The sequence below is a fragment of the Streptomyces sp. NPDC007917 genome (assembly GCF_042959105.1).
Lineage (GTDB): Bacteria > Actinomycetota > Actinomycetes > Streptomycetales > Streptomycetaceae > Streptomyces.
Map to the genome: position 1 here is coordinate 441659 of NZ_JBIBKK010000007.1, position 25975 is coordinate 467633.

1 protein-coding gene is annotated in these 25975 nt (G+C 76.3%); it reads right to left on the minus strand.

The genetic code is table 11. The features are described 5' to 3' along the window. Nucleotides 1–25962 carry an amino acid adenylation domain-containing protein gene (locus ACFZDL_RS17020; protein WP_353593311.1) on the minus strand — a complete coding sequence of 8654 codons (25962 nt, stop codon included), beginning with the start codon at nucleotides 25960–25962 and terminating at the stop codon, nucleotides 1–3. Nucleotides 25963–25975 lie beyond the last annotated feature (13 nt).

Sequence of the window (25975 nt, forward strand, 5' to 3'; positions counted from 1 at the left end):
TCAGTACCTTTCCCAGACGGTGAGCTGCGTGGCATTGCCCTCGGGCCGCGCGGGGGCAGCCGGAGCCGAGTACTTCTCCCAGACCGACGGCCCGGCCGCGGCGCCGCGTTCGGCGCCTGGCAGGGGGCGGCGGTCCAGCAGCGGCGGGGACAGCGGCTTGCGGCCGGGGGCCGGGGCCGCCTCCTCGTCCCACGCCTGGAGGACGGCGGCGGCGTTGGCGCCGCCGTCGGCGAAGCAGTTGACCGCGACGACGGGCCGCTTCCCGGGCAGCGGAGCCGCCTCGCGCGGAAAGCGGAACGGCGAGGCAGCCAGGTCGAAGTGGTCGAGCGGCTGCTGCCCGGACAGGAACGGCACCTGCTGCCGGTTGCGGAGCATGAGCACGGCCTTCAGGAACGCCGCGATGCCCTCCGCGCACAGCGGATGCCCGATGTTGGGCTTGATGGAGCCCAGCGTGCACGGCTCGGTGGAGTCCGGGCGGTAGACGGCCTGGATCGCCTTCAGCTCCAGCAGATCGGTGACCTGCGACCCGGAGCCGTTGGTCTCCACATGGCCGATGTCCTCGGCGCGCAGCCCGCTGCGGTCCAAGGCGGCGCGCAGCACCGCCTTCTGGGCCTCGAAGCTGGGCGCCGTCGGGCCCGCCGTGCGGCCGCTGTTGTTGACCGCGACGGACTTGAGCACCGCGTGGATACGGTCCCCGTCCCGTACCGCCGCCTCCAGCGGCTTGAGGAGGACCAGGCCGCAGCCGTCGCCGAGCACGGCCCCGCTCGCCCTGCGGTCGAAGACGTGGAAGACCGGCTCGGGGCTGAGGATGCCCCGGTTGCGCATCCCGTCGTGGGCCTCGCCGCTGGTGAGCAGCGAGACCGCGCCGACGACGGCGGAGTCGATCTCGCCGGTGCGCAGGGCCTGGACCGCCATGTGCATCGCGGTCAGCGCGGAGGAGCAGGCGGTGTCGACCACGACGCCGGGCCCGCGCAGGTCGAAGAACTGGGACAGGTTCGCGGCCAGGTAGTTCTGGCCCACGGCGCGGATCGAGTGCCGGGTCTCGTCCTCGGCGCGCAGCCTGCCCCGGGCGCCGATGTAGACGCCGGTGCGCGCCCCCTTGACCTCCTCCCGGGTGTATCCGGCGTGGGCGATCAGGGCGGCGCACTCCTCCAGCAGCACCAGCGCCTGCCGGTCCATCGCGGCGGCCTCCTCGGGCGGGATGCCGAAGAAGTCCGTGTCGAAGGAGGTCACCTCAGGCAGCAGCGCCGCGTGGTCCCCCGGCCGGGCGCCCCAGCGCTCGGCGGGCACCTGCGCGATGGCGCCGCGCCCCTCGCTGAGCATCCGCCAGTAGTCGTCCAGGTCGCTGCCGCCGGGGAACCGCCCGGCCAGCCCGACGATCGCGACATCGGTGACGGCGGGGGCCCCGGGGGCGGCCGCGGGTGCGAGGGCGGGGGCGGCGCCGCGTGCGGGGCGCCGCTTGGCGCGGCGGGGCGAGCGGCGGGCCGGGGCCGGCCGCGGGCGCGGTCCGGCGGGCGCCGCGGGTACGGGCGCGGCGGCGGGTGCTTCGGCGGCGGGGGCCGCGGGGGCTGCGCCGACCACCGGGGCCAGTTCGCCGCCCCGGGTGTCGGCCAGCCACTGGGCGAACTCGTCGAAGGTCGCGTACTCGTACAGCGCCGACGGGTCGATCGGCTCGGCGATCTTCCGGTTGATCGGCTGCAGCACCTGGGCCAGCAGGATCGAGTCCACGCCGAGTTCGTGGAAGGGCACCTCGCCGTCCAGCTGCTCGGCGGGCATCCGCAGCTCCTCGGAGAAGAGCTGGACGAGCCACGCCCGGACCACCGCGACCAGGTCCTCCGCCGCGACCGGGGCCGGTGCGGGGGCGGCCTGGGCGGGGGCGGCGTGCGGGGCGGGCCGCTCGTCCGATACCGCCTCCGGCAGGGCCGGGATCTGCCGCCCGAGCAGGTCCCCGGGGCGCCAGTTGTCCCGGTCGGGGATGGACGGCAGCAGGACCGCCGCCGGCCTGCGGGCCAGGATCTCGTCCAGCATCCGCAGCCCTTCCTCGTCGGTGTGGCTGCCCAGGCCGGTCCGCCGGTAGGCGGGGGTGGTCATCTCGCCGAAGCCGCTCTCCCGCCAGCTGGACCACTGGACGCTGACCACCGGCAGCCGCCCGGCGTGCGCGCCGGCGAAGAAGTCCAGGTAGGCGTTGGCCGCCGCGTAATCGCAGTTGGCCGCGCCGAGGCTGGGCACCGCCGAGGCCGTCGAGGAGAACAGCACCCAGAACCGCAGCGGCTGGTCGGCCAGGCACTCGTGGAGCACGTCCAGGCCGTCCGCCTTGGGTTCGTACACCCGCCGGACGGAATCCAGGGGCTTGCGGATGAACGCCGGGTTCTCCGGGTCGCCCGCCCCGGCGGCGTGCAGCAGTCCGCCGACCGGCCCCATGTCCCGTACGACCGCGCGCACCGCCTCCCGCATCGCGTCCCGGTCGCCGAGCCGGGTCGTCAGCACCCGTACCTCGGCGCCATCCGCCTCCAGGGCGAGGAACGCCGCCACCTTCCGGCCGAGCGCGGAGTCCTGCCCGGCCAGCTCCGCCCACCGGGCCCGCTCCGGCAGCGGCTCCCGGCCCATCAGCACCACCTTGCGCGCGCCGTGGCGGCGTACGAAGTGGCGCGCGGCGAGCAGGCCGAGCCCCCGGGTGCCACCGGTCACCCAGAGCACCTGGTCGGCGGGGAACGGCTCGGGCGCGGGCGCCTCCGGCGCGCCGGGCTCCTCGTGCAGATACGGCAGATGGCGGGCGCCGTCGCGGTAGCAGACGGCCGGTGGCTCGTCCTGTGCGGCGTACTCGGCGCCGATCTGAGCGGCCAGGGCCTCCACATCGGCGAGGTCGGCGTCGGTGTCGAGGTGGCGCGAGGCCAGATGGGCGTACTCGCTCTGCAGCGCCCGGTACAGCCCGGCCCGGGTCGCGCCCGTCAGGTTCACCGGACCGTCACTCAGCGGGCCGGCGGGGTCGAACGGTTCGAGCCGCCGGGTCACGCCCAGCACCCGCATCCGGTCCCGGCGGCCGGACTCGATGAACCGCTGGAGCAGCCCGATCCACTCGTCCGAGCCGCCTCCTGTGCCGCCCGCGGCGTCGGCGGACGCGCAGCCCACCAGGTCGATCCAGCCGTCGCACTTCTCCCAGCGCGGGTCGGGGAGGTCCGCCGGGCCGTCCACCTCGCGCACCACCACCTCATGGCGCGGCGGCAGATGCCGGTCCAGCGCCCATGCCAGGTCGCGGGTCTGCGCGGTGGACAGCACGACCACCCGGCGGCGCGGACCGTCCGGCTCCTCGGGGGCGGGCGGTGCCGGCTCCGCCGGCCGCCACCGCTTGGTGAGGAAGACGTGGCGCCGCTCTTCCTCCTCGGCGCCGCCCAGGTCCCCGCCGATGAGCCCGGCGCAGTGCGTCAGATATCCGTCCGCCCGGTCCGCAGCCTCGGTGGCCACCTCGAAGCGGACCGTCCCGTCCTCCTCGGCGTCCAGCAGCACATGCAGCCGGGCGGCCCCGTCGCCGACCGGCACGGACACCGGCTCGTACCACTCGGTGCCGTACGGCTCGACCAGTTCCTCCGGCGCCTCAAGCGCCCGCGCGGCGGCGGCCCGCACCAGGCCGAGCACCGCGTCGTCGGGCAGCGCGGCCCGGCCGTCCGCGGTGGTGGCGGCGGCGGTCAGCAGCGGGTGTCCGGCCGTCACCTCGGCGGTGAAGCGGGTCTCGTCGAGGGTCGAGGTGTTGCGCAGCGGCTCCGCCGCCGGCTCGCCGGACCGGCGCAGACCGGGCCGGGCGCCGGGGAGCCAGTAGCGGTCCCGGGCGAACGGGTAGGTGGGCAGCGGGGCGCGGCGCGGGGCGCGGCCCGGGTAGCAGGCCCGCCAGTCCACGTCGAGGCCCACGGCCCAGGAGGCGGCGAGCTTGTCGAAGGCGCCGCGGGCCGTCCAGCCGCGCACCACCTCCTGGTACGCCTCGTCGTCGGCGAACAGGGCGACCATGTCCTTGTTGCCCTTGGCCGTGCCCCGGTGCACCCCCGGGATCTTCTGTTCGCCGTCGACGAACGCCGTGAGCTGCCGGACCAGTTCGTCCAGGTCCCGGGCGACGAAGGCGGCCCGCTCGGCCATCGCCCGGCGGCCCACCTGGAAGGTGTACGCCACCTCGGCGAGCGTGTGGCGCGGTGGCCCGGTCCGCCCGCCAAGCCGCTCGACGGCCGCGCCGAGGCTCCCGGCGTCCAGCAGCTCCGCCGTCGTCACCCTCAGCCGCGCCTCCTCGTACAGCCTCTCCTGCAGCGCCGCGAGGTGGATCGGCTCGACGCCCTGCTCCTGCCACGGGGCGGCGGTGTCGAGGTCGCCGCGGTCCACCCCGAGCAGACCGGCGAGCAGCCGGCCCGTCAGCTCCCGTACGTCGGTGGAGCGGTCGGCGGTGAGGCGGGCCAGCAGGGCGCGGGCGTACGCGGTGAGCCGGTCGGCGTCGCGCGCGGACAGCGGCACCACCGCCGGGCCCGGCCACGCCTCCGTACCGGCCGCGCCCGCCTCAGGCTCCGGGACGGGCGCCGGGACGTACTCCTCGAGCACCAGGTGGGCGCTGGAGCCGGTGGCGCCGATGTTGCTCACCCCGGCCCGCAGCGGCAGGGGCGCGCCGTCCGCGCCGAGGACCGGCCGCCACTCCTGCAGGGTGCGCTGCACCCGGAAGGGCGTGCGCTCGATCCCCAGGTGCGGGTTGGGCGGGTCGGCGTGGAGCGAGGGCACCAGGGTGCGGTTCTTGAGCTGCAGCACGGTCTTGGTCAGGGCCGCGATGCCCGCCGCGCCCTCGGCGTGCCCCATGTTGGACTTCACCGAGCCGAGCCCGCAGAAGCCGGTGTCCCGGGTCCCGCGCGGCCCGGCCCGGAACGCCCGCGCCAGGCCCTCCACCTCGATCGGGTCGCCGAGGGAGGTGCCCGCGGCGTGGGCCTCCACATACCCGATGGTCCGGGGGTCGACCCCGGAGTCCGCGATGGCGCGGGCGATGATGTCCGCCTGCCCCACCGGGCTGGGCACGGTGACCCCGCTGGTGGTGCCCGCGTGCCCGGCCGCGCTGCCGCGGATCACCGCGTAGACGTGGTCGCCGTCGCGCTCCGCGTCCGCCAGCGGCTTGAGCACCACCGCGCCCACGGCCTCGGCGGACACATAGCCGTCGCCGCCCTCGCTGAAGGAGTGGCACACGCCGTCGGAGGCGTGCATGTTGGCCATCCCGTACGTCAGGTACTTGGCCGGGTGCAGCGACAGGTTGACCCCGCCGACGATCGCCACCCGGCTCTCCCGCGCCCGCACGCTCTGCACCGCCAGGTGCACCGCGCTGAGCGTCGAGGAGCAGACGGTGTCCATGGTGATGCTCGGCCCGTGGAAGTCGCAGAAGAAGGAGACCCGGTTGGCGATCTGCCCCTGGTTGAGCACCAGCGGGACGGCGGCCCCGGCGGCGAGCGCGTCGGCCCCGATCAGCAGGTAGTCGTGTTGCATGACGCCGGCGAACACGCCGACGTGGCGCCGGTTGTCGGGGCCGGTGGGCGGGCAGAGCGTGGCCGGGGTGTACCCGGCGTCCTCGACGGCCTGCCAGCAGGTCTCCAGGAACAGCCGCTCCTGGGGGTCCATCCCCTCGGCCTCGCGCGGGGAGATGCGGAAGAAGCCCGCGTCGAAGCAGTCCACGTCCTCCAGGAAGCCGCCCCACCGGGACACCTCCCGCCCGCTGGGCCCGCGCACATGGGCCACGTCCGCACGCGGCCAGCGCGACTCGGGCACCTCCTGGACGGTGTCGCGCCCGTCGCGCAGGTTCGCCCAGAACGCGTCGAGATCGGCCGCGCCCGGGTAGCGGCCCGCCATCCCGATGACGGCGATCGGCTCGCCCGGGCCGGAGGCGGGCGCGGCGGCGGGTACGGGGGCGGATACGGGAGCGGGGGCCGCCGCGGGCGCGGGAGCCGGCACCGGCTCGGGCGCGGTCGGGGTCGGGGTCGGGGTCGGGGCTGAGGTTGGGGTTTGGGTTGGTGCCGGGGCCGCCCGGTCGCCGCCGAACGCCTGCGGATGGGCCTCGGCCAGATGTGCCGCGAGGTCGCGGACGGTGGCGTACTCGAACGGCAGCGTGGGCGACAGCGGGGCCCCGACGGCCCGCTCGATGGCGCCGACGAGCTCCAGCACCTGGGCTGATTCCAGGCCCAGTTCGTAGTAGCCGGTGCCGGTGTCGATGTCCTCGGCCGACCGTCCGGTGCGCTCGGCGACCAGGGCGCACAGGAAGGCCGCGGCCCGGGCCGGGTCGCCGCGCCGCACGGCGCGCGGAGGCGGGCCGGCCGGCTCCGCTTCCGCTGCCGTGGCCGGTTCCGGCGCCCTGGCCGGCTCCGGCGCCGGGGCCGGTTCCGGCTCCGTGGCCGAAGGGAGGGATCCGGCGCGTACGAGCTTGCTGGTGAGCCGTTCCAGACGGGCGATCTGCCGGCCCGACTCGTCGTAGAAGTCGAGGGTCAGATACACCAGCTCGCCCGCGCGGCCCACGGTCTCCTTGCCCACCCGGGCCACGGCGTGCCGCCCCAGCGGCCCGCTCGCGCGGAAGGACGCGACGTGGATGGGCAGGAAGAGGCTCCCCTCCTCCTCCGCCGCGGCCCGGAACAGCGGCCCGGCCGCGATCGCGCCGCCGTCCAGCAGCGCCGGGTGGAAGAGGAACCGGTCCGCCGGGGCCTCGTCGCCGACCGCCACGGAGGCGACCAGCTGCCGCTCGTCCTCCCACACCTCGCCCCGCGCCCGCAGCGCTCCGCTGTGCGTCAGGCCCCGCTCGCCGTGGTGTGCGTACACCGTCTCCAGGGGGACGGGCGTGCCGGGCAGCGCCGTGACGTCCAGCCGTCCCGGGAACGCCGGGGGTTCGCAGGGCAGGACCGAGACGGTCGCGTACGGGCGGCCGGGGTCCCGCGGATCGACGGCCCGCACCCGCCATCCGCCCGCCGCCAAGGGCTCCCCCTCGATGTCGACCGCGCGGCGCCCTCCGTCCGGCACCTCGAGCGGCCGCAGAATGGTCAGATCGCGCAGCTCCAGGCGGCCCGGGGTGTGACCCTGCGCATGGAACGCCTGGTGCACCAGGTCGACATAGGCCAGGGCGGGCAGCAGCAGCCGCCCGTTCACCCGGTGGCCGGCGACCGCCGGGTCGGCGGCGGACAGGTCAAGTCGCTCGCGCACGCGCGCTCCCTCGGTGGTCGGCCGCCCGATCGGACGGCGGTTGAGCTGGGGCAGGGCGGCGCGGCCGCGCCGCTCGCGTCCGTCGTCGGGCCCGGCCCACGCCTCGACGATCACGTGGGCGTTGGTGCCGCCGTCGGCGAAGCAGTTCACGGCGGCGACCGGCCGCTCGCCCGGCCAGGGCTCGGCGGCGCGGACGAACCGGAACGGGGACTCCGCCAGGTCGAAGTGGTCCGGCGGCCGCTGTCCGGACAGGAACGGCACCTGTTCGCGGTGGCGGAGCATCAGCACCACCTTGAGGAGACCGGCGATGCCCTCCGCGCACAGCGGGTGCCCGATGTTGGGCTTGACCGACCCCAGGGCGCAGGGCTCCCGGGTCTCCCCGTCCGTCTCCTCGTCCGTCTCCCCGTCGTACACGGACGAGACGGCCTTCAGCTCCAGCAGGTCGGTCACGGCCGAGCCGGAGCCGTTGGCCTCGATGTAGCCGATGTCCTGGGGCCGCTTGCCGCTCGCCGTGAGCGCGGCGCGCAGTACGGCGCGCTGCGCGGCGATGTTGGGGGTGGCCGGGCCCGCGGTGCGGCCGTCGTTGTTGACCGCCAGGCCCTTGATCACGGCCCGGATGTCGTCGCCGTCGGCCACCGCCCGGTGCAGCGGTTTGAGCAGCACAAGACCCACGCCCTCCGACAGCACGATGCCGCGGGCACGCTGGTCGAAGACGTGGAAGGCGGGCTCGTCGGTGAGGATGCCGCGCCGCGAGAACACCCGGTGCGCGTCGTCGGAGTTGAGCAGGCTGACCCCGCCGACGACGGCGGCCTCGATCTCCCCGCCGCGCAGCGCCTGGGCGGCGATGCCCAGCGCCACCAGGGCGGAGGAGCAGGCCGTGTCGACGACCACGCTCGGGCCGCGGAAGTCGAAGAACTGCGACACGTTGGCGGCCAGGTAGTTCTGTCCGACGGCCACGATCGGGTTGCGGGCGCGCAGCAGCGTCTCCTCGTCGGGGACGTGGTGCGCCCGGCCCCCGATGTAGACGCCGATGGGCCGCCCCTTGAGGTCGGTGTGCGGATAGCCCGCGTCGGCGCACAGCGCGAGCGTCTCCTCCAGCAGCAGCAGCGCCTGCGGGTCCATCGCGGCGGCGTCCGCCTCGGGGATCAGGAAGAACCCTGGGTCGAACTCCCCGTACCCGTCGATGAGCCCCGCCTGGAAGGGACTGTCGTGGCCCCAGCGCTCGCGCGGCACCGGCCCGATGGCGCTGCGCCCCTCGCGCAGCAGCCGCCAGTACTCCTCGGGCGTCCGGGCCCCCGGGAAGCGGCAGGCCATGCCGACGACGGCGATGTCGAGCGGCCCGCCCGCCCCGGCCGGGCCCGGCGGGTCCACCGGGGCGTACGGGGCGTACGCCCGTGCCGTGGCCGGGGCCGTGGCCTGGGCAGCGGCGGGTGTAGTGGGGGCTGGTGTGGCGGTGGTCTCGGGCGGCGTCGCGCCGCCGAAGGCCGCCGTCAGCGCCGGCCCGTGCCGGGCGGCGAGCCAGGAGACGAACGCCGAGACCGTGGAGTGCTCCAGGAGGGCCGACGGGTCGAGCTCGGTGTCCAGGCGCTTGGCGACGGTCGTCAGCAGCTGGGTGACCATGATCGAGTCCATGCCGTAGTCCTCGACGGGCACGTCGGCGCTGAGCTTGTCCCGGTCGAAGCGCAGGTCCTCGGCGAGCACGCCCAGCATCCAGTCGGCCGCCGCGCCGACCACCTCCGGCGGCACTGCCTGACCAGCAGGAGCGGCCGGGGCGGCGGGGGCTGCCGGGGCCGGCTGGGGCGCGGCCTCGCGGTCCGCGCCGAGGCGGCGTCCGGTCAGGGCCGCCGGGTCGAAGGCGGCGGGGTCGGCGATGGCCGTGGGCAGCACCACGCGCCCGTACCGGCCGTCGAGCACCCGGTCCAGCAGCTCCAGGCCCTCCTCGTCGCCGAGGCTCCCCATGCCGGTGCGCTGGAACGCCGCGCTGCGGACCTCGCCCATGCCCGTGTCGCGCCAGCTCGGCCACTGGACGCTGACGAGCGGCAGCCCGTACGCCGCCGCCTCGGCCGCGTAGTCCAGCCGCGCGTTGGCCATGGCGTAGTCGCTCTGGCCGACGGCGAGCGCCGGCACGGCGGCCGCGACCGACGAGAACAGCGCGAAGAAGCGCACCGGCTCGTGCGCGAAGCAGCCGAGGAGCGCGTCCAGCGCGGCCGACTTGGGGGCGAGCACATCGCGCACCCGCTCCAGCGGCTTGCGGACGAAGGCCGGGTTCTCGCCGTCGACGAGGCCCGCGCAGTGCAGGACGCCGCCGGCCGGGCCCATGGTCTCCCTGACGTCGCGCAGGGCGGCGGCGAGGGCGTCCGCGTCGGTCAGCGGCACGGACAGCACCCGCAGGTCGACACCCTCGTCGGCGAGCGCGAGCAGCGCCCGCAGCTTCTCGCCGCGCGCGCCGGGCTCGTCGCGCAGCTCGTGCCACCGCTCGCGCGGCGGCAGCTGCTCACGGCCGGTGAGGACCAGCTTGCGCACCCCGTGGCGGCGTACGAAGTGGCGGGCGGCCAGCAGCCCGAGCCCCCGGGTACCGCCGGTGACCCACAGGACCGCGTCCTCGGGGAAGGGGGCCAGGGGGGCATCGGCGACCGCGGGCGCGGGCGCGGGAAGCTCCCGCAGGACGGCCCGGAACCGCTCGCCGCCCCGGTGCGCGGTCTCGGCGCCCTCGCCGCCCGCGGCCAACTCGGCCAGCTCGGCCAGGATCTGGCCGACCTCGCCCTCCGGGTCCGCCCCGGGGTCCAGGTCGGTGTGGCGGGAGCGGAGCCGCCCGTACTCGCTCTGCAGCATCCGGTACAGACCGGCCCGCGTCGCGCCCGACGCGGCGTGCGCGGCCGACGCCGGTTCGGTCCCGAGCCGTTCGAGTCCGCGGGTGACGCCCAGTGCGATCAGGCCCTTGGTGGCGCCGCCGACCAGGCGCTGCAGCCAGGGCAGCCAGTCGGCCAGGTCGTCCCGGCCCGGTCCGACGGGTCCGCTCCATCCGGTCAGGTCGATCACCGCGTCGAAGCGCTCCGCCGGGTCCTCGCCCGTACGCACCGCCTCGGCCAGCTCGGCGGGCCCGAGCACCCGGGCGCCGGGCAGGGCCGCCCGCAGCCGCTCGGCCAGGCCGGCGCTGCCCGGGTGGGCCAGGATCGCGGCGCCGCGCGGCAGCCGTCCGGGCTCGGCGGGGGGCGCGGGGGCGGGCTCCCAGGCCTTGGCCAGCAGGGCGGTGTCCCGGCGCGGGCCGCGCCGCTCGCCGCCCGCGCCGCCGGAGCCGCCGCGCTCGTCCCCCGGTCCCGTCAGGACCGCCGAGTCCAGCCAGCAGCGCTCGCGTTCGAAGGGGTAGCCGGGCAGCGGTACGGGCGCGGTGCGGCCGTCGCGCGGCCAGTCGACGCGGCCGCCCGCGACCCAGTGCCGGGCCAGGTCCGGCAGCGGCAGCTCGTCCGCGCGGCGCACCGGCTGGGCGCCGCGCCCGGCCGTTCCCGTCCACAGGCCGGGGACCTGGGCCTGGGCCGGGGCCTGGGCGGGAGCCGGGGCCTGGGCCGGAGCCGGGGTCGGGGCCGGGTGTCCGGGCGCGGCGAGGAACGCCTCCAGCCGCTCCAGCAGCTCGCGGTTGTCGGTGAACTCCACGGCCAGCCGGTGGGCCATCGCCTCCCGGCCGGTGTGCAGGGTGTGCGCCATCGCCGCCGGGTCGGTGTCCGCGCCCTCGCCGCGCAGGAACGCGGCGAAACCGGCGGCGTGGGCGCGCAGCCGCGCCCCGTCCCGGGCGGAGAGCGTGAACAGGTGCGGGCCGGGGACGGGGGCCCGCGGCGGCGCGGCGGCGGGGACGTACTCCTCCAGGATCAGATGGGCGTTGCTGCCCCCCGCGCCGAACGCGCTCACCCCGGCCGCCCGCGGCAGCTCCCTGCCCTGCCCGTCGCGGGGCGCGGGCCAGGGCGCGGCGTCCCGCTGGATCGTGAACGGCGTGGCGTCCAGGTCGATGTTCGGGTTGACCCGGGCGGCGTGCAGCGAGGGAACGAGCTGCCGGTGCCTCAGCTGCAGCAGCACCTTCGTCACGGCGGCGATACCGGCGGCCGACTCGGCGTGTCCGATGTTCGACTTGACCGAGCCGAGGGCGATCCGGCGGCCGGTCAGGTCGACCCCCAGCTCCTCGTACGCCCGCAGCAGCCCGCTGATCTCGACGGGGTCGCCGAGCGCCGTTCCGGTGCCGTGCGCCTCGATGTAGTTGATGGCCAGCGGGTCCACGCCCGAACGGGCCATCGAGGCGGCGATCAGCTCGCCCTGGGCGCGCGGGTTGGGCACGCTGTAGCCCTTGCTCGCGCCCCCGTGGTTGACCGCCGACCCCTTCAGCACCGCCAGGATCCGGTCCCCGTCCCGCTCGGCCGCGGCCAGCGGCTTCAGCAGCACCGCGCCGGTCCCCTCGCCCGGCACATAGCCGTCGCCGCCCTCGCCGAAGCTGCGGCACCGCCCGTCGGTGGACAGGAAGCCGCGCTGACACAGCTGCAGGTACTTCAGCGGGTGGCTGGAGATGTTCACCCCGCCCGCGACGGCCGTCTCGCAGTCGCCGTCGCGGATGGCCTGCGCGGCGAGGTGGATGGTCACCAGCGAGGAGGAGCACATGGTGTCCACGGCGACGCTGGGGCCGGTGAAGCCGAAGAAGTACGAGGCCCGGTTGGCCACCGAGGCGTACGAGGAGGAGGTCGAGGCGCCCTCGCCGCGCAGCGCCTCCTCCACCCCGTACAGCTGGTAGTGCCCGTACATCATGCCGACGAACAGGCCGGTGCGCCCGGCGGCGGCCAGGGTCTCGCGGGTCTGGCCCGCGTCCTCCAGCAGATGCCAGACGGTCTCCAGGAAGACCCGCTCCTGCGGGTCGAGGTGTTCGGCCTCGGCCTTCGACATGCGGAAGAACATCGGGTCGAACTTGTCCGCGTCGGAGAGGAATCCGCCCCACTTCGCATACGCCCTGCCGACGGCCTGCGGATCGGGGTCGAAGTACCGCGCGTGGTCCCAGCGGTCGGCGGGCACCTCCTCGACGCAGTCCCGGCCCTCGACCAGGTTGCGCCAGAAGTGGGTGAGGGTCTCCGCCTGCGGATAGCGCCCGGCGACGCCGATGATCGCGATGTCCTCGCGGGCGGGGGTGGGGGGCGGGGCGGGCTGGGGCTCCTCGGGCAGCGTGACGGTGACGGCGGCCCGTGGCTGCGCGGTGGGAACGGCGCTCGGGGTGACACTCGGGGAGGCGGCCGGGGCCGGAGAGGTGGCCGGGGCCGGGGCGGTGGCCGGGTTCAGCATGGCGGCCAGCTTCTCGGGGTGCTTCTCGACGAAGTACCCGGCCAGTTGGCGCACCGTCAGGTATTCGAAGAACAGCGTCTTGGACAGGGTGCCGAACCTTTTCTCCAGCTCCCCGGTCAGGCTCATCACCAGCAGCGAGTCGATGCCGTACCGCTCGAAGGACTCGGTGCGGTCGATCTGCTCGGCGGGCATCCGCAGTTCTTCGGCGAGCAGATCGACGAGGAACGACTCGGCGCGCTCGGCGAGGTCGGCGGGCGGCGCGGCGCTGACGGACGGCGCAGCGCCTACCGGCAGGGCCTCACCGGGCGACGCCACCGCGCCGGCCGACGCCACCGCGCCAACTGGCGGCGCCGCGCCTGCTGTCGCCGCCTCACCGGCCGGCGCCACCGCGCCTACCGGCAGCGTGGCCGCGAGCGCGCGGGCCACCGTCGCGCGGTCGCCCGCCCCCGCCAGCACCTCGGGTTCCCCAGCCGCCAGAGCGCGCTCCCACGCGTCCAGGGCGGCGGCCGAGTCCAGGGGCACGAGGCCCAGGCCGTCGCGCATCCGGCGGACGCCGTCGGCGTCGGGGCTCATGCCGCCGTCCCGCCACAGCGGCCAGTGGACGGCGAGGCCCGCCCCGGACCGCAGCCCGCGGGCCCGCAGCCGCTCGCGCCGGGCGAGGAACGCGCCGAGGAAGGCGTTGGCGTAGGCGTAGTCGCCCTGGCCGACGTTGCCGAAGACCGCGGCCGCCGACGAGAAGGCGGTGAAGTAGGCCAGCGGCTCGTCCTGGGTGGCCTCGTCCAGCCACAGCGCGCCCAGGACCTTGGGCGCGAGCACCGCGTCCGCGTCGGCGCGGTCCTTGCGCAGCACGAAGCCGTCCCGCAGCAGCCCGGCGGCGTGCACGACGCCGGTGACCGGCCCGAAGCGCCGCCTCACTTCCTGGACGAGGTCGGCCACCTGCCGCCGGTCGGCCACGTCGGCCCGCAGATGCTCGACGCGGGCGCCGGCGGCGCGCAGCGCGGCGATACGGGCTGCCGCCTCCGGGGTGGGTGCCGAGCGGCCGACCAGCACGACGGTGCCGGTGCCGGTGAGCCGGGCGGCCAGCCGTTCGGCGATGAGCAGCCCGAGCCGGCCGGTGCCGCCGGTGACCAGGTGCGCCCCGCCCGCGCCGAAGGGCGCGGCGGACCCCGGGGTGAGCTCGCGCCACGCGCGCACCTGGCGACCCGTACCGTCCACCCGCACCTCGACGGGGTCCGCCCCGGCGGGGTCCGCCCCGGTGGCCTGGGCCAGTTCGGAGACGATCGCGGCGGGCGGGTCGGCGTCCGGCCCGCAGGCCAGGGTGGACATCCGCAGCCCCGGGTTCTCCAGCCGTACGGAGCGGGCGAAGCCGCCGAGCGCGGCGTCGAACGCGGCGTGCCGCGAGCTCTCCTCGTACGCGTACAGGTAACGCACCGGGCCCAGCCGCCGCTCCAACCACGCCCGGCAGAACGCGAGCGCGGCGCCGAACCCCAGGTCCAGGGCGCGTTCGTGGTCCCCGGTGCGCGGCGCCAGGTGCACCACGTGCACCGGCTCGCCGGACGCCGTGGTGGCCAGCCGCTCGACGGCCTCCGCCGCGTCGGCCGCGGTCCGCAGCCGGGCCCGGGTCACCCGGACGCCGGGGGCGTGCCGGGCCAGCGCCTCTTCCAGCGCGGGCCCGTCGGTGCCCTGCGCGTCAAGGACGACGACACTGCCGCTGCCGCTGGGCACGGCATCGGCCGAGGGGGCGTCGGCCCGCTCCCAGCCGGGCGCGAACGCGAACAGCTCGCCGGGTCCGTCTGGCGCGCCGGACGCGAACGCGGCCGGGGACGTGGGCACCGGCTGCGGCTCGAACGACGACGGGGACGCGGGCACCAGCCCGGGCGCGGACACACCGGCGTGCCCGTCGGTCCTGCCGTCTCCCGCGACGGGGCCGGGGGAACCCGGCACCGGCCGCAGGGTGAACCGCTCGATACGGGCCAGCACCGCCCCGGTCGCGTCGGCGAGGCGGATGTCGAAGACCGCCGCGCCGCCGTCGGCGCGGGTCACCTGGGCGTACTGGGCCCCGGCCAGGTCGCCGAGCAGTTCCACCGCGCCGATGGAGTACGGCAGATGCGGCACTCCGCCGGCCGAGGCGGCCGCGAAGACCCCGACGGTCTGCAGCGCGGCGTCCAGCAGCGCGGGGTGGAAGCGGTAGTCGGCCGCGTCCGCCCGCAGCGCCCAGGGCAGCCGGAGCTCCGCCAGCGCCTCGTCGTCCCCGTACGCGACCTCCTCGATGACCCGCAGCGCGGGCCCGTAGGCGAAGCCGTGCCGGGTGAACTCGGCGTAGCACTCCTCCCGGGTGAGCAGCCGCCCGCAGCGCCGCCGGACCGCGTCCGGGTCCAGCCGCTCGGGCGCCGCGGCGCCCGAGCCGAAGAGCAGCCGGCCACGCCCGTGGGTGCCGCGCTCCCCTCGCTCGTCGACGGAGACCAGTTCGTACCCGGCCCGATCCCCCTCCGGCGCGATCCGCACCCGCACCCGCCGGGGCCGCCCGCCGTCCAGCGCGACGGGCGCGGCCCATACGACCTCCTCGACGCGGCTCACCCGCGCGTCGCCGCCGCGGGCCAGTTCGCCGGCCAGCCGCGCCATCTCCAGATAGGCGACCCCGGGCAGCACGGGGGTGCCGCTGACGACGTGGTCGCGCAGATAGAACTCGTCGCCGGTGAGCGTCTTGTCGTAGGCGTAGGCGTAGGCGTAGGCGTGGGTGTGGGCGTGACCGGAGGTGTGGCCGCCCGAGGGCCCGGGGCCCGCGGGCGCCTCGGCGTCCAGCAGCGTGGGGTGCAGGGGCACCGGGTGCGCGGCAGCGGGCGCAGAGCCAGGCGCGCGGCCAGGCGCGGGCGCCGGCCGGCTCTCCCCCGCGGCGCTCACCCAGTGGCGGGTGCGGGCGAAGGGGTAGGAGGGCAGGGCGATCCGGCGGGGTGCGCGGGCGCCGTGCGGGGTGGGCCACAGGCCGGCCCAGTCGACGTCCGCGCCCTCCGTCCACGCCAGGGCGAGCGCCGCCGGGCCGCGCCCGGTCACGGGCTCGGGGCGCGGGGCCCGGCCGCGCCCGCGTACGGTGCCGCGCGCGGCGCCGGGGGTGTGGGAGCCGCGCGCCGCGGCGTCGAGGTGGGCCAGCAGCTCGTCGCGGCCGGTGGCGACGACGGCCAGCCGCTCCTCGAAGGGCTCACGGCCGATCTGGAGGGTGTGGGCGACATCGGTCAGCGCGGGCCGCGCCGCGCCTGGTTCGGCCCGGCGCAGGAAGGCCGCGAGCCTGCCCGCCGCTTCCGCCAGCGCCTCGGGCGTACGGGCGGACAGCGGGAAGACCAGCTCGCCGGGGATGCCGGGCTCGCCGGGGGCCTCGTCCGGCGCGGTCCGGCGCGGGGCTTCCTCCAGGACGATGTGCGCGCCCGCGCCGCCGAAGCCGAAGGAGCTCACCGCGGCGCGGCGGGGCAGCGGGCGCCCGTCGGCGTCCGTCGGGGCCGGCCAGGGCCGGGTGTCCGCGACGACCTCGAAGGGGGTGCCGTGGAAGTCGAGATACGGGTTCTGCCGCTGGTAGTGGAGATTGGCGGGGATCAGGCCGTGCCGCAGCGCCAGGACGGTCTTGAGCAGCCCGGCGATGCCCGCCGCGCCCTCCAGGTGCCCGATGTTGGTCTTCACGGAGCCGAGCCCGCAGGTCGGCCGTTCGGGGACGGGGCGCCCCGCCTCCCGGTACAGCTCGGTGAAGGCGGACTTCAGGCCACTGACCTCGATCGGGTCGCCGAGCGCGGTCCCGGTGCCGTGCGCTTCCACGTAGCCGACCGTGGCCGGGTCGGTGCCGGCCCGCCGGTGGGCCTCGGCGACGAGGTCGGCCTGGGCCTCGGGGTTCGGGGAGGTCAGGGAGTTGGTGCGGCCGCCGTGGTTCACCACGGCCGCTTTGATCACCGCGTGGACGGGGTCGGCGTCGCGCTCGGCGGCGGCGCGCGGCTTGAGCAGGACGACACCCACGCCCTCGCCGCGCACATAGCCGTTGGCGCGGTCGTCGAACGCCTTGCAGCGGCCGTCCTCGCTGAGCATTTCGCCGCGGCTGAGCGCCACGTACAGCGCGGGGGTGAGGATGAGGTTCACCCCGCCCGCGAGGGCCAGGTCGCACGCCCCGCCGCGCAGCGCCGTGACGGCCTGTTCGACGGCGGTCAGCGAACTGGAGCAGGCGGTGTCCACGGCGAGGCTCGGCCCGCGCAGGTCCAGCAGGTACGAGACGCGGTTGGGGATCACCGAGAGGGCCGAGCCGGTGACGGTGTGGCCCTCGATTCCGCGCCCGGCGTGCCGCTGCACCTCGGGGTAGTCGGAGTTGGTGACGCCGAGGAAGACGCCGACCCGCTTGCCCGCGAGGTCGCCGGGCCGGTAGCCGGCGTTCTCCACGGCGGCCCACACGGTCTCCAGGACGAGCCGCTGCTGCGGGTCCATCAGTTCGGCCTCGCGGGGCGAGATGCCGAAGAAGGCGGCGTCGAACCGGTCGACGTCGGGCAGGAAGCCGCCCCACCGGGAGCGTGAGGTCGCCTCCTTGCCGGAACCCTCGGCGTACTCCCGCCAGTCCCAGCGGTCGGCCGGGATCTCCTGGATCAGGTCCCGCCCGGCGACCAGGTGGTCCCAGAAGGCGTCGAGGTCCGGCGAGGACGGCAGCCGGCCGGCCATGCCGATGATCGCGACGTCCGCGTCGCCGGCGGCCGGATCGGGCCGGGGCGCCGGGACCGGGCGCGCGGCCGGCTCGGGGCGCTGCCGGCCGTACGCGGCGGTGAACGCGCCCGGGTGGGTTCGGAGCAGATGCGGGACGAGGGTGGCGGGGGTGGGGTGGCGGTAGAAGACCACCGGGCTGACCTCGATGCCGAAGCGCCGGCCCAGTTCGGTGGCCAGGGCGGTGAAGCTCACCGAGTTCATGCCGAGTTCGCCCAGGGGGGCGTCGAGCGGCACCTCGGCCGGGTCGACGGCGGTCAGCGCGCCCACCATGCGGGTGAGGTCCGCGGTGAGCCGTGCGGCGTGCGGGTCCGTCCCGCCGGCCTGCCCCAGGTCCTCCGCGCCCGAGCCGAGTGCCGGCCCGTCCCCGGACCCGGCGGCTTCGCCGGACCGGGCGCCCTCCCCCGACCCGTACCCGGCGCCGTCCTCGTACCCGTAGCGGCGGCGCAGCTCCGTCAGGGGCAGCTCCGCGAGCGCCTTGCGGTCCACCTTGCCGTTGAGCGTCTGCGGCCAGCTCCGCAGCTCCACCAGCACGTCGGGGACCATGTAATCGGGGAGCCAGCGGCGCAGCTCGTCCTTGTCGGGCGCGGATGGCGCGGACCCGGCCCGCACCCCGTGCCCATCGCCGTCCCCGTCCCCGTCCCCGTCCCCGTCCCGCAGCAGGAAGCCGCGCAGCGACAGGTCGCCGGGGGCGGTCTCGCGGGCCACGACGACGGCCTCCCGGACGCCGGGCAGCCGGCGCACGGTGGTCTCGATCTCCTCCAGCTCGACGCGGAACCCGCGCAGTTTGACCTGCGCGTCCAGCCGCCCCAGGTACTCAAGGCGCCCGTCGGGCAGCGCGCGCACCAGGTCGCCGGTGCGGTAGAGGCGCGGCGAGGGCGCCCCCGGCAGCGGGTTGGGCACGAAGCGCTCACGGGTCAGGGCGGGGCGGCCGAGGTAGCCGCGGGCCAGCCCGTCGCCGCCGATGTACAGCTCTCCCGGCACACCGGGCGGCAGCGGCTCGCGCCGCTCGTCCAGCACGTACAGCTGCGTGTTGGCGATGGGCCGCCCGAGGGTGACCCGGTCGCCGGGCGCCAGCCGGCAGGCCGCGGACCAGATGGTGGTCTCGGTCGGCCCGAAGAGGTTCCACAGCTCCCGGCAGCGGGAGGCCAGTTCACGGGCGGTGTCCTGGTCGAGCGCCTCGCCGCCGCACAGCACCCGCAGCCGCGGGTCGCCCTCCCACCCGGCCGCCAGCAGCATCTTCCAGGTGGCGGGGGTGGCCTGGACGACGCTCGCCCGCCCGGACTCCAGCAGGCGGCGCAGCCGCTGCCCGTCGCGCGCGACCTCGGTCGGCACGATCTCCGTCCGGCCGCCGGTGACCAGGGGCAGGTACAGCTCCAGGCCCGCGATGTCGAAGCAGACGGTGGTCAGCGCCAGCAGGTGGTCGTCGGGGCCGAAGCCCGGCTCCCGGGCCATGGACGTCAGGAAGTTGACCAGGGCGCGGTGGCCGACCTCGACGCCCTTGGGTTCGCCGGTGGACCCGGAGGTGTAGATGACGTACGCGGTGTCCTCGGCGGTCGCACCGGGGGTGCCGCCGGTGCCGCCGGAGGCGGCGATGGCCTCGCGGTCGCGGTCCAGTACGACGGTGCGCACGCCACTGGCCGCGAGGAGGCCCGCGGTCGAGGAGTGCGCGATCAGCAGGTGCAGCCGGGCGTCGGAGGCCATGTAGGCGAGCCGGTCGGCGGGGTAGGCGGGGTCGAGCGGAACGTACGCGCCGCCCGCCCGCATGACGGCCAGCAGCGCGACCACCATGTCGGCCGACCGCTCGACGAGCACGCCGACCGTGCGGCCCGGTGCCACGCCCAGGGTGCGCAGATGTCCGGCGAGCGCGTCGACGCGGTCGGCGAGCCGGCGGTAGGTCAGGGACTCGGCCCCGTCGATCAGCGCGACCGCGTCGGGCCGTGCGGCCACCTGGTCGTCGAACAGCTCGCAGGCGAGCCGGTCGCGCGGATAGTCGCGGCGGGTGGCGTTCGCCCCCGAGTGCAGGGTCCGCCGCGCGGCCTCGTCCAGCAGCGGGGCGTCGCCGATGGCCCGTGCGGGCTCGGCCACCAGGGCGCGCAGCAGCCGCAGGAAGTCCTCGCCGAGCCGGCGCACGGTCCCCTCGTCGAACAGGTCGGGGTTGTACTTGACGGTGTAGCGGCAGCCGGCGCGCTCCTCGATGACCTCGAGGGTGATGTCGAACTCGCCCTCCTGGTGCACCCCGTCGACCATGCCGCGCACCAGGCCCACCTCGCCGCGGCCCCGGTCCAGCCAGTTCTGGAAGTAGAAGGCGGCCTGGAACAGCTGCCCGGCCGCGCCCCGCCCGGCCCGCCGCAGCTCCTCCGCGACGCTGATCAGCGGATACGCGCTGTGCTCGACGGCTTCGGCGGCGGTGCGGTGGAGCCGGGCCAGGAGCGTGCGGAAACTGTCGTCGCTCTCGACGTCGGCGGTGAGCACCACCATGTTCATGAAGTAGCCGAGCACATCGTCGAAGCCGTCGGCCGGGCGGCCGCCGGCCGGGGTGCCGACCAGGATGCGCCGCTGGGCGCCGTAGCGGTGCAGCAGCGTGACGTACGCCGAGACCAGGACGCTGAACAGCGACACCCGCTCGGCGCGGGCCAGCTCCTTGGCCGCCTCGGTCAGCTCCGCCTCGATCCGTCCCTCGACGCTGGCGCCCCGGTAGCTGGGGACGGCGGGCCGGGGGCGGTCGAGCGGCAGCTGCAGGACGGGCGGTTCGCCGTCCAGCCGGTGCAGCCAGTAGGCGCGCAGCCGCTCCCCTTCGGGCCCGTCGAGCATGGCCCGCTGCCGTGCGACGAAGTCGCCGTAGGTGGCCCGGGGGCGTACGGCGGACGGGGCGCGCCCGGCGTGGGCGTCCCGGTAGGCGTCCTCCAGTTCGCGCAGCAGGATTCCGATCGACACACCGTCGAAGACGATGTGGTGGAAGGCCAGCAGCAGCGCCTGGCGGCCGTCGGCGAGGCTGAAGAGGGTGGCGCGCAGCAGCGGCCCGCGGGCCAGGTCGAAGGGGGCCCGCGCCGCTTCGCGGATGCGGGTCACCACCGTGGCCTCGTCGGTGACCGTCAGATAGCGACGGGTGAAGGAGAGTTCCTGCCACGCCTCGACGTGCTGGTAGGGCGTGCCGTCCCCGTCGGTGCGGACGGTGGTGCGCAGCGCGTCGTGGCGGTCGAGCAGGCTCTGCAGGGCGACCCGCAGGGCGGTCACGTCCACCGCCGGGTCCAGCCAGGACGCCAGGGGCAGGTTGTACGCGTGGCCGTCGCCCGCGAGCTGCTCGATCACCCACAGGGCGCGCTGCCCTTCGGACAGCGGGTGGCGGGTGGGCGGCGGGAGCTGGGTGGGCGGCCCGCCGAGGAGCGCGGCCGCGGCGGAGCGGGGCGCGGCGGGTGTGACGGGGGCGGGCGGGGCCGCCTGGGCCGGGGCGGGCGGAGCAGGAGCGGGCGGAACGGGTGCGGGGCGCGCGGGCTCGGGGAGGTCCACCGTCAGGGTGCCGCTCTCCAGGAAGTACCGCGTGGCCTCGCGCACCGTCGGGTAGTCGAAGAAGTCGTTCAGCGACACCTTGACGCCGAACTCGTCCTCGATCCCCGAGACGATCTTCATCCCGGTCAGCGAGTCGAATCCGTACTCCGGCAGCGAACGGTCCGGGTTGACCGGCTCGTCCAGCTTCAGGGCCCGTTCCACGATCGCGTTCAGCCGGGCCAGCAGTGCCGCCTCGGCCCGCTCGGCCCGGTCGGCGGCCTGGTCGGCGGCCCGGTCGGCCTGAACCTGGGCCGGGTCGGCCGCCACCGCAACCGCCGACGCCGGCTCGGCGGCCGTCCCCGGCGCGGAAGGCGGCCCCTCGCCGCGCACCGCGCCGCCGTCGTGCTCGCCGACGATCACGGTCTGGCCGAGGTCGGTGCCCCGCGAGTCGGTGCGGCCGAGCACGACCGCCTCGCCGAAGCCCTCCTCGCCCAGCAGCCGGGCCCAGACGGCCGGGTGGGCCAGCGGCGCGTCCGGGATGCGCAGCTCCGGGTCCTGGGACAGCCACCACCCCTCCAGCACGCCGCCGCCGACGGTGTTGCTGCTGCGCAGCGTCGTCAGCTCGTTGAGCACCAGCCAACCGCCGGGCTTGAGCAGCAGGCGGGCCTTGCGCAGGGTGGCCCGCAGATCACGGGTCGCGTGCACCACGTTGGTGGCGACCACGACGTCGAACGAGCCCGGTGCGAAGCCCTGCGCCGCGACGTCCTTCTCCAGGTCCAGCACGCGGAAGGAGGCGAACGGGTAGCGGGCGCCCAGCCGTTCCCGGCCGTGTTCCAGGAACCGCGGCGAGATGTCGGTGAACCAGTACTCGGCCCGGTCCGCGAGCGGGGCGAGCACCGGCAGCACACGCTCGGAGGTCGCGCCCGTCCCCGCGCCGAGCTCCACCACCCGCACCCGGTCCCCGGTGGCGGGCCCGGACTCCAGATAGCCGCGCAGGGCGTCGGCGACCATGTCGTTGAAGGAGTCGGTGAGCGGATTGCCCTTGTAGAAGTCCTGGACCAGCTCCATGGACGCGTCCGGGAACATGATCTCGGTGGCGCGCAGCCGTCCCCGCAGCACCTCGGGGTAGCTCTCCATGCACAGCCGGGTGAGGGTCACAGTGGGGGCGAGGTCGGGGTGTGCGGCGGCCAGCTGGTCGAACGCGGCGCGCAGCGCCTCCGGGGCGACGGGCGCCGACTCCACGGCCGCCAGGGCGCGTACGTGGTCGCCGTCGTCGGCGAGGTGACCGGCGCGGATCAGGATGTTGAGCAGCGCCGTGAACTGACGGTCCAGCTTGGCGGCGACGCCCAGCCGGCCGGCCAGCCCCTCCTTCGGATGCCGCTCCCCCGCGCGTGCGAAGACGCCCATCCGCTGGAAGGCGCCGAGCAGCGCGGTCTCGCTCAGCTCGTCCAGCGTCCGGTACGCGTCGACGACCCGGTCGATCCCGGGGTCGCCGGGGCGCGGCCGGGTGAGCCGGGGCGCGGCTCCCGCCAGCCCCCGGCGCGGCGCGTCCCCGGCGAGGCCGAGCGCGGCCAGCGCCTGGGAGTTGGCGCGGATGGGCATCACCTGCGGCAGATCGCCGCCGATGACCGGCGGGATGGCGTCGAGCCCCTCGCGGACGCTGAACGCCTCGATGCCGAAGGTGCGGAACATCTGGCGCAGGCCCGGCCGGTCGCCGGAGCCGACCTCGCCCCAGTAGCCCCAGTTCAGCACCCGGACCGGGTAGGGCAGCCGCTGGTCGAGGTCGAGGGCGTAGGCGTCCTCGAAGGCGGTGGACGTGGTGTACGTGCCGTTCCCCTGGGCGCCCGCGAAGGCGCCCACGGAGGAGAAGAAGGCGAGGAAGTCCAGCGGCTCGCCGCGCACCGCCTCGGCCAGCGCGGCGCTGCCCTCCATCTTCACGGCGACGGCATCCCGGAACTCGCGCTCGGTCAGCCCGGCCAGCGGCGTGTCGTTGAAGGCCATCGCGGAGTGGAACACGCCGTGCAGCGCCCCGAACCGGGCCTTGGCCGCCTCGACCGCGCGCCGCACCTCGCCGGGGTCACGCGCGTCGCCGCGCAGGTGCAGCACCTCGCCGCCCGCCGCCCGGACCCGCTCGACGGCGCGCCGCTGCGCCTCGCCGAGCTCGCCCCGGCTGAGCCACGCCACCCGGGCGCGGTGGCGGACGGCCAGCTCCTCGCTGAGCGCGAGCCCCACCCCGCCGGTGCCGCCCACCAGCAGATACGCTCCCTGGTCGCGGTAGACGGGGGTGGGCGGCGCGGCGGGTGCCACGGCCTGGAGCCGCCGCAGGTGGCGGACGCCGTGGCGCAGCAGCACCGTGGCCCCGGAGCGGTCGCAGGGCTCTGCCATCACCGCTTCGACCACCCGGGCGCGCCCGGCCTCGTCGGCGGCGTCCTCGGTGGCGAAGTCGACGCAGACGGCCCGCAGTTCGCGCAGCTCCTTGGGCAGCACCTGGGTGAGGCCGTGCAGTCCGGCGCCGTGCGGATTGCCCCCGCTGCCCGTGGGCGGCCGGTGCACATCGCTGGTGACGACGGTGAGCCGCGCCGCCCGCCCGGTGCGGGCCCACTCCTGGGCCAGCCGGAACAGGGTGGCGATGCCCCACTCCTGGTCCCGGGCGAGCTCCTCGGGGCGCGCCGGGCCCTGCCGTACGCCGCCGAGGTGGTAGACGCGGTCGGCGGCCGAGGCGGCGGCGGTGGCGGACGCGGCGGTGGTGCCGTGCGGGCCCTCGTCCAGCCGGACGACCCGCACCTCGTCGTGCGCGTGCCGTCGCGCGATCCCCTCGGCGAGCCAGGCCGAGGCGGCGGTGGCCAGCACGGCCACGCGCAGGCCGCCCGCCGCGCCGGGGCGCGAGTGGGCCCCGGCCTCGGCGGGGACCCACACCGGCCGGTAGTAGCCCATGGGGGCCGTCACGGCCGTGGGGCCCGTCACGGCCGTGGGGCCCGTCACGGCCGTGGGGGCCGTCTCGGCTACGGAGGCGGGCTCGGGCGCGACCGCCGTGCGCTCCGCGACCGCCGTACCCGCCACGCCCGCCGTGCGCTCCGGGAGGTCCGGCAGCCAGTACCGCTTGCGGGCGAACGGGTAGGTGGGCAGGCCCACGAGCGAGCGGGCGGCCCCGGAGTGGAGGCGGGCGAAGTCCACGCGGGCGCCCTGGGTCCACACGGCCGCGAGACCGGTCAGGTCGCGCTCGTCGAGGGCGCGGTCGGCCCGCTCGCGCGCGGCTGGGTCCTGCGCGGTCCGCTCGGCCAGGAGGCCGGTCGCCACGCGCTGGTCGGCGCGGCCCTCGGCGTGGGCGCGCAGCAGGTCCCGTACGTCCGCGAGCCCCGACGCCGTGAAGGCGAGCCGGGCGTCCATCGCCTCCCGGCCGATCTGCAGGGTGTACGCGAGCGACGCCAGATACCCGGCCTCGGCGGTCTGCCTGGACTGCTCCGCGTCCGGCGCGGCCAGCGTCTCGGCCAGGCCGCGCAGCGAGGTGCCCACCAGCCGCGCGGCGGGCACGTCGGTGCCGAACTCCTCGCGCAGCCGCTCGGCGAAGGCGACCCGCTCGGCGGCGCCGAAGCCGAAGTCGGCGAGGTCCGCGTGGCCGTCCAGTTCGGTGTCGGCGACGCCCAGGATCGCGGCGGCCAGCCGGGCGCACCGCTGGTAGGCGCGCGTCTCCTCGTTCCGGGTGGCCCCCGGTCCGCGCAGGGCGGCCAGCCGCTGGTCCAGGAAGTCGGCGAGCCGCCGCGCGTGTTCGCGCAGGCGCTCCTCGGTGCGGGCCGAGAGCACGAACAGCTGGGGCCCGCCGGCCGGCTCGGCCTGCTCCGGCCGTTCCCCGGGCACGTACTCCTCGATCACCACATGGGCGTTGGCCCCGCCGCCCCCGAAGGAGCTGACCCCGGCCCGGCGCGGCACGGGCACCGGTTCGCCGTCCGGGCCCGGGGCGAAGCGGCGCGGCCAGGGGGCCAGCTTCTGCTGGACGACGAACGGCGTGGCCGAGAAGTCGATCTCGGGGTTCGGCTCGGCCGAGTGCAGGGACGGCGCGATCTGTCCGTGCCGCAGCTGCAGCAGCACCTTGGTCAGGCCCGCGATGCCCGCGGCCGATTCGAGGTGCCCGATGTTGGACTTCACCGACCCGACGGGGATGGGCTCGCCCTGCCCCTGCCCGGGCAGGGCCCTGCCGATCGCCTCCTGGAGGCCCGAGATCTCGATGGGGTCGCCGAGCGGGGTGCCCGTCCCGTGGGCCTCGATGTAGCTGATGTCGGCCGGGTCGACGCCCGCGCGCCGCAGCGCGCCCTTGACCACCTCGGCCTGGGCGGCCGGGCTCGGCACGGTGTAGCCGACCGTCTTGCCCCCGGCGCCCAGGGCCGAGCCCTTGATGACGGCGTGGATGCGGTCGCCGTCGGCGACGGCCCGGCTCAGCGGCTTGAGCAGGATCGCGCCCACGCCCTCGCCCGCCACGAAGCCGTCCGCCCCCACCCCGAAGCTCTTGGTGCGGTCGTCGTGGGAGACCATGCGGCGCCGGGCGTACAGGGCCAGGTGCTTGGGGTGCAGGATCAGGTTGACCCCGCCCGCGAGTGCGGCCTGGCACTCGCCGCGCCGCAGGCTCTCGCAAGCCAGGTGCACGGCGGTGAGCGAGGCCGAGCAGGCGGTGTCCACGGCGAGGCTGGGACCGGTGAGGTCGAGCACGTGGGAGACGCGGTTGGCGATCGACCAGTGGTCGGAGTGGGCGTCGGTGGGCACGCCCAGGGCCGCCGCCTCGCCGCCCATCCACTCGTAGTTGCTGTTCATCAGGCCGACGAACACGCCGACCGGGTTGTCACGGCCCAGCCGGCCCGGCGGGTAGCCCGCGTCCTCCAGGGTGGCCCAGGCGGTCTCCAGGAACAGCCGCTCCTGGGGGTCCATGTTCTCCGCGACGGTCGGGGAGATCTGGAAGAACAGCGGGTCGAACTTGTCGACGTCGGTGAGGAATCCGCCCCACTTGGTGTACGCCTTGGCGGGGTCGGAGCCGTCCGGGGAGAAGTGCGCGTCCGCGTCCCAGCGGTCGGCGGGCACCTCGGTGACGCAGTTCCGGCCGTCCCTCAGGTTGGCCCACAGCTCGTCGGGGGTGTCCGCGAGCGGATAGCGCCCGGCCAGGCCGATGACGGCGATGCCTTCGTCGGCCGCCTCGGCGCCGTGCCGCCGGCCGGCGGCGACGCGCTGCAGCAGCTTGTGCAGGAGTGCGCGCTTGTCGTCCATGTGCCGTGCCCCG